Genomic DNA, 15,770 nt, shown 5'->3' with positions numbered 1-15,770 from the left:
GTAATAGATAATCATACTTATAATAAGAAATGGAAATTAATTTAAGCATGGATTCTTTTATCTAAGCGTTAATTTAGTATAATAAATGCGTTAGTTAATGGGAAAAGGAGTTTTTGAAAATGACAGAAGAAAAAATTTATGATGTTATTATTATTGGGGCAGGCCCAGCTGGAATGACAGCTGCTGTTTATACATCTCGTGCTAATCTTTCTACTTTAATGATTGAAAGAGGAATACCTGGCGGACAGATGGCGAATACAGAGGAAGTTGAAAATTTTCCTGGATTTGAAAGTATCTTAGGCCCAGATCTATCCAATAAAATGTTTAATCACGCGAAAAAATTCGGTGCTGAATATGCTTATGGTGATATTAAAGAAATAGTGGATGGAAAAGAATATAAAACAGTGAAAGCTGGTTCAAAAGAATTTAAAGCAAGATCTATTATTATTTCTACAGGTGCAGAATATAAAAAGATTGGAGTACCAGGTGAAAAAGAATTAGGCGGTCGCGGTGTATCTTACTGTGCTGTATGTGATGGTGCGTTCTTTAAGAATAAGCGTCTATTCGTAATCGGTGGAGGAGATTCAGCAGTTGAAGAAGGTGTATACTTAACTCGTTTTGCATCACAAGTGACGATTGTACACAGACGTGACGAATTAAGAGCACAGAAAATCCTTCAAAAAAGAGCATTTGATAATGAAAAAGTGGACTTTATTTGGAATCATACAATTAAAGCCATCAATGAAAAGGATGGGAAAGTGGGCAGTGTGACACTTGTTTCCACTGTAGATCAAACAGAGCAAGAGCTAGAGGCTGACGGCGTGTTTATTTACATTGGCATGGTTCCATTATCCAAACCATTTGAAAGCTTAGGAATTACCAATGAAAATGGCTATATTGAAACAGACGATCAAATGGAAACGAAAGTACCAGGCATATTTGCGGCTGGTGATATTCGTGAAAAAACACTTCGTCAAATTGTTACTGCAACTGGTGACGGAAGTATCGCTGCCCAAAGTGCCCAGCACTATGTGGAAGAGTTAGCGGAAGCATTAAAACAACAAGCGTAAACACGTCTTGAAAGTGTCATTCCGTTTTAATTGGAATGTAACAGTAGTGAAATATATTTGGGGTATCATATAAGTAGAAATTGACCCCCTTTTAAGATATATTTTTTTAGCATAGGCTTGGTTTATAGAGCCTATGCCTTTTTTTGTGGGATGGATTTTGGGTTTAGATGATAAATAGTAATTTTCGGCAAAATATCACGTTGAATTACACAAATACTGTTAATTCATTCAAAGAAATCCTTTCGTCGGGTAATAATTCCCCCTCCATTTTACCTGTTTAAGATACTTCTACCTGTTTTTAACAAAATTAACATACAAGAAATTATAGATTATTTTCTATTATTATATAAGCATTCTCCGTAATGAATAAGGAACGCTTCCTAATTGGAAAAGGCAATTTATTGTGAGGGCATGACAATAATAGTATAATAAAAGGAATGGATAAACGAAGTGCCTACATACAGAGAAAATTGGGGTGAATAATTTGCAACGTGTGACGAATTGTTTGTTACTTAAAGATAATAAGGTTTTGCTATTACAAAAGCCAAGACGCGGTTGGTGGGTAGCGCCAGGTGGTAAAATGGAGCCTGGGGAGTCTGTGCGAGATTCCTGTATTCGTGAATATAGAGAAGAAACAGGTATTTATTTAAGAAATCCAAACATTAAAGGGATTTTTACCTTTATTATTAAAGATGGAGATAAAATTGTATCGGAGTGGATGATGTTCACCTTTTTCTCTACGAACGCTGATGGTGTCAATGTAGATGAATCAGCTGAAGGGAAAATTGTCTGGCACGATTTAGATGATGTGAAAAACTTGCCAATGGCTGAAGGCGATTATCATATATTAGACTACATGATCCATGGTAATGGAATTATCTATGGGACATTTACTTATACACCTGATTTTGAATTAATTAGTTACCGATTAGATCCAAGCTAAAGATTTAAAGGGGGAAAAAAAATGAGTGCAAGTGAGCCACAAATCGTAATCATCACAGGAATGTCAGGAGCAGGAAAGACAGTTGTTATCCAAAGCTTTGAAGATTTAGGATTTTTTTGTGTAGATAACCTACCTCCTACACTTTTACCTAAGTTTCTTGAACTTATGAAAGAGTCTGAGAATAAGATGAATAAGGTTGCTCTTGGGATGGATTTAAGAGGCAGAGAATTTTTTGATGATTTATTCACTGCGCTAGACGATTTAGCAAATTCCTGGGCTGTACCGAAAATCCTTTTTCTAGATGCTGATGACAGCGCACTAGTTAGAAGATATAAGGAGACTAGAAGAGTTCATCCACTTGCACCGTCTGGACTTCCTTTAGAAGGAATTAAATTGGAAAGAGAAATGTTAGAAGAGTTAAAAGGGAGAGCTCAAATTATTTATAATACATCGCAAAGCTCTCCTAGAGAACTTCGTGAAAAGATTTTAAAAGAGTTCTCTATTAATAAACAATCCATCTTTACTGTAAATGTAATGAGTTTTGGATTTAAGCATGGACTTCCTATTGATGCAGATTTAGTATTTGATGTGCGTTTTTTACCAAACCCTCATTACGTGGAGCATATGAGACCGAAAACTGGTTTAGATGTAGAGGTATCTAGTTATGTGTTGAAATGGACAGAGACAGGTCAATTTTTAGAAAAAATAATTGATTTGTTAACGTTTATGCTACCCCAATATAAGAGAGAAGGAAAATCGCAGCTAGTTATTGCGATTGGCTGCACTGGGGGTCAGCACCGGTCTGTTGCATTAGCAGAATATATTGGACATCATTTTGAAAAGGAATATAATATTGCTATTGCTCACCGTGATATGGAGAGGAGAAAGGACCAACAGGCATGAGTGAAAAGGAACAGCCAAGAATAGTAATCATTGGGGGAGGAACAGGCCTTTCTGTACTTTTGCGAGGATTGAAAAAATATCCCGTAGATATAACAGCAATCGTAACAGTAGCCGATGATGGAGGAAGCTCTGGAAGACTTAGAGAGGATCTTGATATCCCTGCTCCAGGAGATATTCGCAATGTATTAGCAGCATTATCAGATGTGGAGCCGTTAGTGGAGGAAATGTTTCAGCATCGATTCACCAATAGTAAAGATTTAGACGGGCATTCATTAGGCAATTTAATATTAGCTGCAATGACTTCCATTACTGGTAATTTTACCTATGCGATTCAAGAAATGAGCAAAGTGCTTAATGTTCGTGGTAAAGTATTACCTGCAACAAGTCATAGTGTTATCTTAAATGCATTAATGGAAGATGGGACCGTTGTTGTGGGAGAATCCAGCATTCCGAAGGCTGGGAAAAAAATAAAGAGAGTATTTCTAACTCCAGAAGATTCTGCACCTCTTCCTGAAACCATTCATGCTATCCAGCAAGCAGATCTAATTGTGATTGGTCCTGGAAGCTTATATACAAGTATCTTGCCGAATTTGGTTGTCACAGAAATTAAAGAAGCAGTGCTAGAAACGAAAGCGAAAAAAGTATATATATGCAATATAATGACACAAGCAGGAGAAACGTTAGATTATACCGCAAGTAATCATGTGAAGGCGTTATATGAACATGTTGAAAAACCGTTTATCGACACGATTATCGTGAACAAAACGAATATCCCTGCAAGTGTGCAACAAAGATATGATGAAGAGAAAGCAAAGCCTGTGGTTTTTGATGTAAATCGGCTTGAACGGATGGACCTGGATGTGATAGCTGGCGATATCATCAAGCTTGATCAAGGTGTTATTCGCCATAATACAGTAGAAGTGGCGAAAATTCTTTATTCAATAATTGAAAAAATGGATTAAATAACATCTGCTTTTTTCTAATAAGGGGGGAAGGACATGTCTTTTGCGTCAGAAACAAAAAAAGAATTGACAACAATCGAAGCCAAGAATTGCTGTGGAAAAGCAGAATTATCAGCACTGATACAAATGAACGGCACACTTTCCTTTTCTAACCAGAGGCTAGTAGTAAATATACAGACAGAGAATGCGGCAATAGCTAGAAGGATATATACCTTGATAAAAAGGTATTTTGACATCCCAGTTGAGTTACTAGTTCGTAAAAAAATGCGCTTGAAAAAGAACAATGTTTATATTGTGCGGATTTCTAATCATGGTAAAGAAGTGCTGGAGGAATTAAGTATTCTTAAAGAAGGCTTTGTGTTTACTCATGAAATCTCCCCAGAGCTAATTAAGAAGAAATGCTGTAAACGATCTTACTTAAGAGGGGCCTTTTTAGCAGGAGGCTCTGTAAATAATCCAGAAACATCTTCCTATCATCTAGAAATCGCATCCTTGTATAAGGAGCATATAATTGCCCTTAGTGATTTAATGAATACTTTTGGATTAAAAAGTAAGACATTAGAAAGAAAAAAAGGATTTATTGCTTATTTAAAGGAAGCGGAAAAAATAACGGAATTTCTTAATATTATAGGTGCACATGGAGCACTTCTACGCTTTGAAGACATACGAATTGTTAGAGATATGAGAAATTCCGTTAATCGATTGGTCAATTGTGAAACAGCCAATTTAAATAAGACAATTGGGGCTGCATTAAGACAAGTCGAGAATATTCGTTTTATTGATAAAACAGTTGGGCTGCAAATTCTTCCTGATAAGCTTAGAGAAATTGCAGAGCTGCGAGTTGCATATCAAGATGTAACCTTAAAAGAATTAGGGGAAATGGTATCTTCCGGTAATATAAGTAAATCTGGCATCAATCATCGATTAAGAAAAATTGATGAAATTGCAGATGCACTTCGTCGTGGAGAAGCAGTGAAATAAAAGAAATGGATAATATATCAAGACAGGGATATATATTATCCATTTTTTTGTGCCAAACATTATTATCAGAAAAATTTCTTTAAACTGAATATTATTTCCCTTGGATAGAGCAAAAAACTTATTTTCCTTGTATAATAGATATATTACTACTTTGTTAAAGGGGAGGAAGTTCGATGGTGGAACAAGAAATTACAGTTGGCCTAAAAGCGGGACTTCAAGCGAGACCTGCTGCTTTATTTGTACAGGAGGCAAGTAATTATTTATCAGAAGTATTTATTGAAAAAGATGGAAGGAAGGTCAATGCAAAGAGCATTATGGGAATAATGGGCTTAGCAATAAATTCTGGGGCGACAATTAAACTTATTGTTGAGGGCAGCGACGAAGTGGAAGCGCTTCAGAATCTGAGGGAATTGCTAAAGTAATTCTTTTGAGAAATAAAAAACTCTCCTTATATAAAAGATGTCACTGAAAAACTGTTAGCTATTGATGATTGAAAGTAACCTCTTTCTAAACTTAGATGTGGGAATTGTTTTCCGAGGTGACCGCATGACTCACTGGGGCGAGCGCCAAGCCTCCTTACAACTCACGTTTAGGCCACTGAAAAAGTGATTAATCTGAGAAAGTAATGTGGATTTCATCAATATATATACAATATGAAGAAGTTACCCACCTGTATATAGTAGGTGATTAACTTCTTTTTCTCATTTCATGAACTTTTTCAGTGCCCTCATATAAAAAAGGCTGTTCCATACATTGGAACAGCCTTTTTATTGAGTATATTTTAGCTAATAATTGTTTATTTATTTTTTTTGTCTTCAAGAGGATTACGGCTGATAACATGGTCTACTAAACCATATTCTTTTGCTCTATCTGCAGTCATAAAGTTGTCGCGTTCTGTATCTCTTGCAATGATGTCAATAGGTTGACCAGTACGCTCAGATAAAATACCGTTTAACTTATCTCTTAAGAATAAAATACGTTTAGCAGCAATCTCGATTTCCGTTGCTTGGCCTTGAGCTCCACCAAGTGGTTGGTGAATCATTACTTCACTGTTTGGAAGGGCATAACGCTTGCCTTTTGTACCAGCAGCAAGTAAGAATGCACCCATAGAAGCAGCCATACCAATACAAATAGTTTGAACATCTGGTTTAATATATTGCATTGTATCATAAATTGCCATACCAGCAGTGATGCTTCCGCCTGGACTATTAATATAGATTGATACATCTTTTTCAGGATTTTCGGTTTCTAAGAATAAAAGCTGTGATACGATAGAGTTAGCTACATTATCATCAATAGCACTACCAAGCATAATAATACGGTCTTTTAATAAACGAGAGTAAATATCGTAGGCACGTTCTCCTCTGTTTGTTTGCTCAATAACTGTAGGAATTAAGTTCATTTAAAATCCTCCTTTATAATGTCTGTTCGAAAACCATAAGTATTTGTTTCTTCAGTAAGATGAAAAACATCAAAACTGTATGTAATCCTAATGATACACGGATGGTCAATTAAGGTCAAACATTAAAGCCTAAATACCCAAAAATATCATTCGACATCTTTTTTATGGCTGTTTTCCTAAAGTTGGTTTTTAATTTTAAGTTCTGTTATAACGGAATGTTAATTGTGCCGTGTTTGAAAAATTAACGGTATAATTCCGTTTAAATGGGGAAATACGCATATTTCCTTAAATATAAAGGAGTTTTTTCCGTTTATTGTATCCAATTCTTTGGATTTTGTCTTATTTACAGCAGATAATCGGAATATCTCCGCTTATATCTTCTACTTATGTTCACTCTATATACTTTAGCCGGAAATTCTCCGCCTATGAATACACATACTACTAAAATCAACAATGATTAATAACAGAGCCTAATTTTAAAAGCAATCTTTTAGAAAATAGCCTTTATAATTCGGAAGTCGATACTTAAAGGTATAATTGATTCCATCCTTTTATTTCGTCTACAATCCTTTCTCCATGATACCCATTGCTCCTATTTTTAAACATCATCTATTGCATAAAATAGTAACTTCGCTTATAATATGAAGGCGTAACTTTAATGGTACGTAAGTTATACACTATGCCCTCGTGGTGCAACGGATAGCACGTAAGATTCCGGTTCTTAAAATGGGGGTTCGATTCCCTCCGAGGGCGCTAATGAATGATAAAAAGGTTTTTCTGAAGTTTCGAACATTATTCGATTCTTTAGAAAAACCTTTTTATTTTGAACTATATTAGTGTCTAATAATAATTAAGTTTGCTAATTCAGATTTATTCATGCTTTTCCTTTATTGTGGGAACTCTTGAAGGAACGGGAAAATATGATTACTAAGTAATGAATCTAATGTTTATTATCTCGATTTTCCTTTGTGAAAAGCTTTGCGTTTAACTTCCTACCTTATTATCCTTCAATAAAGACTCACTATTTAAGAAAGCTTTTCATGTAAAGTTTTCATATATCAAACCTCCTCCTTACTTACTAATGCTCTCGTAAGATAGTCATTTAAAAACCATTTTTCTATTTCAAAAAAATAATTAAAAATTAGGAGGATAATAATTGATTTTTTCCAAATAGTAAGAAAAGAAGGAACGACACTTTTTCGTCAAATTTTACAAAAAATAGATACATATCAGTTGAATTCATACTATACTGGTGTTAGAATTGTTCTTGTAGTAGGGAAGTTATTTTTTTTGTAGTATCCGGGACGCAAAATGTCTATGCGGGACTTCTGACGACCACTGTAAGTGAAGGAGCGCATCAAGCATGGTTTCATTTATTGAGATTCAAAAAAGATTATTACCTGATTTACTTACAGTTATGCAAAAAAGGTACTATATTCTGCAATACATTAAGAATATGCAGCCTGTCGGAAGAAGAAGTCTGGCAGTGAGCCTAGGACTGACCGAAAGAGTCTTGAGAAGTGAAGTCGAGTTTTTAAAAGATCAGCAGCTTATACATATTTCAAACATCGGCATGACAGTCACTTCGATAGGGGAAGAAGTTTTGGAAAGTCTTTCTAGTGTAATGAGAGAAGTAACGGGTATTAACGAAATGGAGCAGCTACTGCAAAGAAAACTTGGCATTAACCAAGTGATTATTGTAGCTGGAGACAGTGATCATTCTCCATGGGTAAAAAAAGAATTAGGACTTGCGACAGCAAATTGTATGAAATCTCTCCTAAAGGGAAATAATATCATCGCAGTTACTGGTGGGACTACTATGTCTTCTGTTGCTGAGGCGCTAACACCAAGTGTTGCAGATGGCGAATTATTATTTGTTCCTGCTCGTGGTGGAATAGGAGAAGATGTCAAAAATCAGGCAAATACAATTTGTTCCATGATGGCAGACCATACTGCATCAAAACATCGAGTTTTATATGCTCCAGATGAGGTCAGTGAAGAGATGTATAAAAGCATTTCCAACGATCCTCGTATAAGTGAAGTATTAAAACTTATACGTTCAGCAAACCTTTTAGTTCACGGTATAGGCGAGGCGCTTACGATGGCGAATCGTAGAAGTACAAGTAAAAGGGATTTAGAAAAGATTAAGAATGCAGAAGCTGTTGGCGAGGCATTTGGGTATTACTTCAATGAAGAGGGAGAGGTTGTTCATAAGGTCCAAACAATTGGCCTTAGACTAGAAGACTTATCTTCCGTACCTAATATTATTGCCGTAGCTGGTGGAGCATCTAAATCAAAGGCTATACGTGCTTATTTAAAAGAAGCGCCAACTTCAACTATTTTAATAACAGATGAAGGCGCCGCAAAAAAGTTGATATAATGGGAAATCCCTTTATATATTTAATACTCTTAAAATTAGAGGAGGAAATTTACAATGACAGTAAAAGTAGGTATTAACGGTTTTGGACGTATCGGACGTTTAGCATTCAGAAAAATCATGGAAAACCCAGAATTAGAAGTGGTTGCAATCAATGATTTAACTGATACTAAAATGCTAGCACATCTTTTAAAATATGATTCATCTCAAGGAACTTTCCAAGGTGAGATTGAGGTTCACGAAGGTTATTTCTTAGTAAACGGTCAAAAAGTAGTTACAACTGCTGAAAGAAACCCAGCTGACCTTAAATGGGGAGAACTTGGTGTAGATACAGTTATCGAATCTACTGGTTTCTTCACAACAAAAGAAAGTGCGGAAGCTCACATTCAAGCAGGTGCTAAAAATGTAGTAATCTCTGCTCCAGCTACTGGCGAAATGAAAACAGTTGTTTACAATGTAAACCATGAAATTCTTGATGGAACTGAAACAGTTATCTCTGGTGCTTCTTGTACTACTAACTGTCTTGCTCCAATGGCACAAGTTCTTCAAAACAAATATGGTATCGTATCTGGTTTAATGACTACAATTCATGCTTACACTGGCGACCAAAATACTTTAGATGCTCCACATCCAAAAGGTGACTTCCGTCGTGCACGTGCAGCTGCTGAAAACATTATTCCAAACTCAACTGGTGCAGCTAAAGCAATCGGTTTAGTATTACCTGAACTTCAAGGTAAATTAGATGGTGCAGCTCAACGTGTTCCAGTTAAAACTGGTTCTTTAACTGAGCTTGTTACTGTTCTTGATAAAAAGGTAACAGTTGAAGAAGTTAATGCTGCAATGAAAGAAGCTGCTAACGAATCTTTCGGTTATACGGAAGATGAGCTTGTTTCTTCTGACATTATCGGAATTAGCTACGGTTCATTATTTGATGCAACACAAACAAAAGTTATCACAGTTGGTGATCAACAACTTGTTAAAACAGTTGCTTGGTATGACAACGAAATGTCTTACACTAACCAATTAGTTAGAACTGTTAAGCACTTTGCACAACTTGCAACAAAATAATTTCCCTTTTCAAATGGAAATATGTGCGAGTTAATAAGCACCCCCTTTAATCTAACAGCGGAAACAACTTTGTTTCCGCTATTTTAAAAATATGCAGTGGAGGGTACCTTTAATGAACAAGAAAACAATTCGTGATATCGATTTAAAAGGGAAAAAAGCTTTCGTTCGCGTTGACTTTAACGTACCAATGAAGGATCAACAAATCACTGACGAAACAAGAATTCAAGCTGCGCTTCCAACCATTAAAGAATTAATGGAAAATGGTGCAATTGTTATTCTTGCAAGCCACTTAGGACGTCCAAACGGCGAAGTAGTAGAAGAGTTACGTTTAACTCCTGTAGCAAAACGTCTTTCTGAATTACTAGGCAAAGAAGTTGCTAAAGCAGATGAGTCATATGGTGAAGCTGTTAAAGCACAAATCAGCAAGTTATCAGAAGGAGATGTAATCCTTCTTGAAAACGTACGTTTCAATGCTGGTGAAGAAAAAAATGATGCAGAATTAGCAAAACAATATGCAGAGCTTGCAGATGTATTTGTAAATGATGCATTTGGTGCTGCACACCGTGCACACGCTTCAACAGAAGGAATTGCTCATCGTATTCCAGCAGTATCTGGTTTATTAATGCAAAAAGAATTAGATGTTCTCGGCAAAGCTTTATCAAATCCTGATCGCCCATTCACCGCTATTATTGGTGGAGCAAAAGTTAAGGATAAAATTGGCGTAATCGAAAACCTTCTTGATAAAGTTGATAACTTAATCATTGGCGGAGGCTTAGCTTATACTTTCGTTAAAGCACTTGGTCATGAAGTCGGTCAATCCTTATTAGAAGAAGATAAAATTGATCTTGCTAAATCTTATATGGAAAAAGCAAAAGAAAAAGGCGTTAAGTTCTATATGCCTGTTGATGTTACAGTTGCAGATGATTTCTCTAACGATGCTAACATCAAAACAGTTTCTATTGAAGAAATCCCAGCAGATTGGGAAGCATTAGATATTGGTCCTAAAACATGTGAAATCTATGCAGATGTTATTAAGAGTTCTAAATTAGTAATTTGGAACGGACCAATGGGTGTTTTTGAATTAGATGAATTCGCTAAAGGTACAAAAGCAGTAGCAGAAGCGCTTGCTGAATCTCAAGATACATATTCCGTAATCGGTGGTGGAGATTCTGCAGCAGCAGTTGAAAAATTCGATTTAGCTGATAAAATGAGTCATATTTCTACTGGCGGCGGTGCTTCATTAGAATTTATGGAAGGTAAAGAACTTCCAGGTGTAGTGGCTTTAAACGACAAATAATATCTTTATAGATATGCATGAAAGGATGTAAACAATGCGCAAGCCAATTATTGCGGGTAACTGGAAAATGAACAAAACGCTTCCTGAAGCGACTGAGTTCATTCAAGAAGTAAAAGCTTCTGTTCCATCAAGTGAAAAAGTGGATACAGTTGTATGTGCTCCTGCGTTGTTTTTAGGACAATTAGTAGAATTAACTGATGGCACAGATGTGAAAATCGGAGCTCAAAACATGCATTTCGAAAAAAATGGTGCATTCACTGGCGAAATCAGCCCAGTTGCATTAGAAAATATCGGTGCTAAATATGTAGTGCTTGGTCATTCTGAACGTCGTGAGTTCTTTAACGAAACAGATAAGTCTGTTAACAAAAAGACACTTGCTGCTTTTGAAAATGGCTTAACTCCAATCGTTTGCTGTGGTGAAACACTTGAGCAAAGAGAAAACGGCGAAACAAATGATTTCGTTGCATCTCAAGTAACAAAAGCACTTAACGGTTTAACACCAGATCAAGCGAAAGCAACAGTTGTTGCATATGAGCCAATCTGGGCAATCGGAACTGGCAAATCTTCTACTTCTGCTGATGCGAACGAAGTATGTGCACATATTCGTAAGGTAGTAAGTGAACAATTCTCTCCAGAAGTTGCTGAACACATCCGCATTCAATACGGCGGTAGCGTAAAGCCTGAAAACATTAAAGAATATATGGCACAGCCAGATATTGATGGAGCATTAGTAGGTGGAGCTAGCCTAGAAGCTCAAAGCTTTTTAGCTTTATTGGAGGCAGGTAAGAATGAGTAAATCTCCAGTAGCTTTAATCATTTTAGATGGTTTTGCTTTAAGAAGCGAACGCATGGGAAATGCAGTAGCACAAGCAAATAAGCCTAATTTCGATAAATATTGGAACTCTTACCCTCATGCTACTTTAGTGGCTAGTGGTGAAGCTGTTGGTCTTCCAGAAGGACAAATGGGTAACTCTGAAGTTGGACATTTGAATATCGGTGCCGGCCGGATCGTATATCAAAGTTTAACAAGAGTAAATGTTTCGATTAGAGAAGGCGAATTTAACAAAAATGAAACCTTCGTTAATGCAATGAAGCATGTAAAAGAAAAAGGCAAAAATCTACATTTATTTGGATTATTATCCGATGGTGGAGTTCATAGCCATATTGAACATATGTATGCACTTCTTCGTCTAGCAAAAGAAGAAGGAATTGAAAATGTATATATTCACGGTATCTTAGATGGTCGAGACGTCGGTCAAAAGACTGCTGAAAAATACATTAAAGCTACACAAGAAAAAATGGCTGAATACGGTGTTGGTGAATTTGCTACCATTTCTGGACGTTACTATTCAATGGATAGAGACAAACGTTGGGATCGTGTAGAAAAATCTTACCGTGCTATGGTATATGGCGATGGACCAGCATACTCTGATCCATTACAAGTAGTAGAGGATAATTACAATAACGGAATCTTTGATGAGTTCGTACTTCCATCTGTTATCACAAAAGAGAACGGTGAGCCAGTTGCGACAATTAAAGATGAAGATGCTGTTATTTTCTATAATTTCCGCCCTGACCGTGCAATTCAAATATCTAATACGTTCACGAATGAGGACTTCCGTTCATTTGATCGTGGAGAAAAACATCCAAAAAATCTTTACTTTGTATGTTTAACTCATTTTAGTGAAACAGTAAATGGGTATGTTGCATTCAAGCCAACAAACTTGGATAACACATTAGGTGAAGTTCTTTCACAAAAAGGATTAACGCAGCTTCGCATAGCTGAAACAGAAAAGTATCCACATGTTACTTTCTTTATGAGCGGTGGTCGTGAAGCAGAGTTCCCTGGTGAAAAGCGTATCTTAATCAATTCACCAAAAGTGGCAACCTATGATTTACAACCTGAAATGAGTGCATATGAAGTAACAGATGCACTATTGAAGGAAATTGAAGCAGATAATTTTGATGCAATTATTCTAAACTTCGCTAACCCTGATATGGTTGGGCACTCGGGAATGCTTGAACCAACGATCAAAGCGATTGAAACAGTGGATGAATGTTTAGGGAAAATTATCACTTTAATTGAACAAAAAGGTGGTAAAGCAATTATTACAGCTGACCATGGTAATTCTGATGAAGTGGTAACACTTGATGGAACACCAATGACAGCACATACAACAAATCCAGTTCCTGTAATCGTAACAGATAAGAACGCTGAGTTACGTACAGATGGTATTTTAGGAGATCTTGCTCCTACTATGTTAGATTTATTAGGAATTGATAAACCAGCAGAAATGACTGGAATATCTATTATTAAAAAATAAGTTTTTAAATTAAAAGGAGAGAATAATTATGCCTTATATTCAACAAGTTTATGCTCGTGAAGTATTAGACTCACGCGGTAACCCAACAGTAGAAGTAGAAGTATTAACTGAATCAGGTTTCTTCGGTCGTGCACTAGTTCCATCTGGTGCTTCAACTGGTGAATACGAAGCAGTTGAATTACGTGATGGTGACAAATCTCGTTACCTTGGTAAAGGTGTTCTTAAAGCAGTAGAAAACGTTAACGAAGTAATTGCTGAAGCAATTATCGGTATGGACGTTACTGATCAAGTTGGAATCGATAGAGCGATGATCGAACTTGATGGTACTGAAAACAAAGGTAAATTAGGTGCTAACGCAATCCTTGGTGTATCTATGGCTGCTGCACATGCTGCTGCTGAAGTAGTAGGTTTACCATTATACCGTTACCTTGGTGGATTCAATGCAAAACAATTACCAACTCCAATGATGAACATCATCAACGGTGGTTCACATGCTGATAACAATGTGGATTTCCAAGAATTCATGATCTTACCAGTAGGAGCTCCAACTTTCAAAGAAGCTCTACGTATGGGTGCTGAAGTATTCCATGCATTAAAAGCTGTTTTACATGCAAAAGGTTTAAACACTGCTGTAGGTGATGAAGGTGGATTCGCTCCAAACCTTGGTTCTAACCGTGAAGCATTAGAAGTAATCATCGAAGCAATCAAAAAAGCTGGTTATGAGCCAGGTAAAGATGTATTCTTAGGAATGGACGTTGCTTCTTCTGAATTCTTTAACAAAGAAACTGGAAAATATGATCTTGCTGGAGAAGGCCGTAATGGTTTAACTTCTGAAGAACTAGTATCTTTCTACGAAGAGTTAGTTAACGAATTCCCAATCCTATCTATTGAAGATGGATTAGATGAAAACGACTGGGAAGGCCACAAATTATTAACTGACCGTATCGGTTCTAAAGTACAATTAGTTGGTGATGATTTATTCGTTACAAACACTAAAAAATTAGCTGAAGGTATCGAAAAAGGTATTGCTAACTCAATCCTTATCAAAGTTAACCAAATTGGTACTTTAACTGAAACTTTCGAAGCTATCGAAATGGCTAAACGTGCTGGTTACACAGCTGTAGTTTCTCACCGTTCTGGTGAAACAGAAGATGCTACAATCGCTGACATCGCTGTTGCTACAAACGCTGGTCAAATCAAAACTGGTTCTATGTCACGTACAGACCGTATTGCAAAATACAACCAACTTCTTCGCATCGAAGACGAGCTTGGCGAGTTAGCAGTATACGATGGTCTTAAATCTTTCTACAATCTTAAGAAATAATTGAAGTTAAGTTTGCCTTAACTTGATAAGCACTCTAGCATTAGGAGCTTTCCTATAAGCTAGGGTGCTTTTTTATTTTGAAAGATGGAAGGGAGAATAAGGTGGGACTTTTCAAACTAAAGCAATATGAGAGAAAGAATGGTAGCAGAGAATTTGTGTTAGAAGTCAGTGCCCCCCCTTGTAAGAGGAAAAGCGGGAAAAAGTAACAGAGAGACTTTCTCTGTGACCAGGAGGAAGAAAAAAAGGAAGCAAAGGTAACAGAGAAGCGTTCTCTGTGCCCGAGAGGAAGAAAAAAAGCGAGTGAAGGTAACAGAGGAGCGTTCTCTGTGCCCTAGAGGAAGAAAAAAAGCGAGCGAAGGTAACAGAGGAGCGTTCTCTGTGCCCAAGAGGAGGAAAAAAAGGAAGCGAAGGTAATAGAGAAGCGTTCTCTGTGCCCGAGAGGAAGAAAAAAAGCGAGCAAAGGTAATAGAGAAGCGTTCTCTGTGCCCGAGAGGAGGAAAAAAAGCGAGCAAAGGTAATAGAGAAGCGTTCTCTGTGCCCGAGAGGAAGAAAAAAAGGAAGCAAAGGTAACAGAGAAGCGCTCTCTGTGCCCGAGAGGAGGAAAAAAAGCGAGCGAAGGTAATAGAGAAGCGTTCTCTGTGCCCGAGAGGAGGAAAAAAAGGAAGCGAAGGTAACAGAGAAGCGCTGTCTGTGCCCGAGAGGAAGAAAAAAAGGAAGCGAAGGTAACAGAGGAGCGTTCTCTGTGCCCAAGAGGAGGAAAAAAAGCGAGCAAAGGTAATAGAGAAGCGTTCTCTGTGCCCGAGAGGAGGAAAAAAAGGAAGCGAAGGTAACAGAGAAGCGCTGTCTGTGCCCGAGAGGAAGAAAAAAAGGAAGCGAAGGTAATAGAGAAGCGTTCTCTGTGCCCGAGAGGAGGAAAAAAAGGAAGCGAAGGTAACAGAGAAGCGCTGTCTGTGCCCGAGAGGAAGAAAAAAAGGAAGCGAAGGTAACAGAGGAGCGTTCTTTGTGCCCGAGAGGAGGAAAAAAGGGAGCAAAGGTAACAGAGAAGCGTTCTCTGTGCCCGAGAGGAGGAAAAAAGGAAGCAAAGGTAATAGAGAAGCGTTCTCTGTGCCCGCCATTAAC

The 15,770-nt window shown here is 37.2% G+C and carries 13 protein-coding genes and 1 tRNA gene; 13 read left to right on the top strand and 1 reads right to left on the bottom strand.

Annotation, left to right across the window (positions count from 1 at the left end):
- Nucleotides 1-119: 119 nt before the first annotated feature.
- The 6 genes from trxB (at nt 120) to AB3U99_RS19165 (ending at nt 5,281) form a co-directional block, all read left to right on the top strand.
- On the top strand, nt 120-1,070 hold the full coding sequence (gene trxB / locus AB3U99_RS19190; RefSeq protein WP_400243252.1) for a thioredoxin-disulfide reductase: 951 nt from the start codon (nt 120-122) through the stop codon (nt 1,068-1,070).
- 484 nt (nt 1,071-1,554) lie between these two features.
- Nucleotides 1,555-2,013: an NUDIX hydrolase gene (locus AB3U99_RS19185; RefSeq protein ID WP_312092871.1), complete on the top strand. Its 459-nt coding sequence runs from the start codon at nt 1,555-1,557 to the stop codon at nt 2,011-2,013.
- A 21-nt stretch (nt 2,014-2,034) separates the two neighbouring features.
- The gene (gene rapZ, locus AB3U99_RS19180) at nt 2,035-2,916 is read left to right on the top strand and encodes an RNase adapter RapZ (protein WP_400243251.1); all 882 of its coding nucleotides are present in this window, start codon (nt 2,035-2,037) and stop codon (nt 2,914-2,916) included.
- Nucleotides 2,913-3,878, top strand: coding sequence for a uridine diphosphate-N-acetylglucosamine-binding protein YvcK (locus AB3U99_RS19175; protein ID WP_400243250.1), 966 nt, complete (start codon nt 2,913-2,915; stop codon nt 3,876-3,878). Before rapZ ends, AB3U99_RS19175 begins: the two co-directional genes overlap by 4 nt.
- A 36-nt stretch (nt 3,879-3,914) precedes the next feature.
- Nucleotides 3,915-4,859 carry a DNA-binding protein WhiA gene (gene whiA, locus AB3U99_RS19170; RefSeq protein WP_031540673.1) on the top strand — a complete coding sequence of 315 codons (945 nt, stop codon included), beginning with the start codon at nt 3,915-3,917 and terminating at the stop codon, nt 4,857-4,859.
- A gap of 173 nt (nt 4,860-5,032) precedes the next feature.
- On the top strand, nt 5,033-5,281 hold the full coding sequence (locus tag AB3U99_RS19165; protein ID WP_400243249.1) for an HPr family phosphocarrier protein: 249 nt from the start codon (nt 5,033-5,035) through the stop codon (nt 5,279-5,281).
- Nucleotides 5,282-5,655: 374 nt separating this feature from the next.
- Here the strand turns inward: AB3U99_RS19165 and clpP are convergent, their stop codons facing one another.
- Nucleotides 5,656-6,261 (bottom strand): ATP-dependent Clp endopeptidase proteolytic subunit ClpP, encoded by a 606-nt coding sequence (clpP, locus tag AB3U99_RS19160; protein WP_400243247.1) that lies wholly within the window; start codon nt 6,259-6,261, stop codon nt 5,656-5,658.
- A 681-nt stretch (nt 6,262-6,942) separates the two neighbouring features.
- On the opposite strand from clpP, the gene AB3U99_RS19155 reads away from it, so the two are divergent.
- The 7 genes from AB3U99_RS19155 (at nt 6,943) to eno (ending at nt 14,651) form a co-directional block, all read left to right on the top strand.
- Nucleotides 6,943-7,014: transfer RNA gene (locus AB3U99_RS19155), tRNA-Arg, on the top strand.
- A gap of 610 nt (nt 7,015-7,624) precedes the next feature.
- On the top strand, nt 7,625-8,641 hold the full coding sequence (locus AB3U99_RS19150) for a sugar-binding transcriptional regulator (RefSeq protein ID WP_400243246.1): 1,017 nt from the start codon (nt 7,625-7,627) through the stop codon (nt 8,639-8,641).
- 54 nt (nt 8,642-8,695) lie between these two features.
- Nucleotides 8,696-9,706, top strand: a complete 1,011-nt coding sequence (gap, locus tag AB3U99_RS19145; RefSeq protein WP_400243245.1) for a type I glyceraldehyde-3-phosphate dehydrogenase — start codon at nt 8,696-8,698, stop codon at nt 9,704-9,706.
- 112 nt (nt 9,707-9,818) lie between these two features.
- Complete coding sequence (locus AB3U99_RS19140) at nt 9,819-11,003, top strand: phosphoglycerate kinase (RefSeq protein WP_400243244.1); 1,185 nt, start codon at nt 9,819-9,821, stop codon at nt 11,001-11,003.
- Nucleotides 11,004-11,037: 34 nt separating this feature from the next.
- Nucleotides 11,038-11,799, top strand: a complete 762-nt coding sequence (gene tpiA / locus AB3U99_RS19135) for a triose-phosphate isomerase (RefSeq protein WP_400243242.1) — start codon at nt 11,038-11,040, stop codon at nt 11,797-11,799.
- A complete protein-coding gene (gpmI, locus tag AB3U99_RS19130) occupies nt 11,792-13,327 on the top strand; it encodes a 2,3-bisphosphoglycerate-independent phosphoglycerate mutase (RefSeq protein WP_400243240.1) in 1,536 nt (511 codons plus the stop codon). The genes tpiA and gpmI overlap by 8 nt, the downstream gene beginning before the upstream one ends.
- Before the next feature lie 28 nt (nt 13,328-13,355).
- A complete protein-coding gene (gene eno, locus AB3U99_RS19125; protein WP_031540681.1) occupies nt 13,356-14,651 on the top strand; it encodes a phosphopyruvate hydratase in 1,296 nt (431 codons plus the stop codon).
- The last annotated feature ends 1,119 nt before the right edge of the window (nt 14,652-15,770 follow it).

The sequence above is a fragment of the Niallia tiangongensis genome, from assembly GCF_044704065.1.
Classification (GTDB): domain Bacteria; phylum Bacillota; class Bacilli; order Bacillales; family Cytobacillaceae; genus Niallia; species Niallia tiangongensis.
The sequence above is the reverse complement of the archived record's forward strand: the minus strand, read 5'-3'. Positions and strand labels throughout refer to the sequence as shown.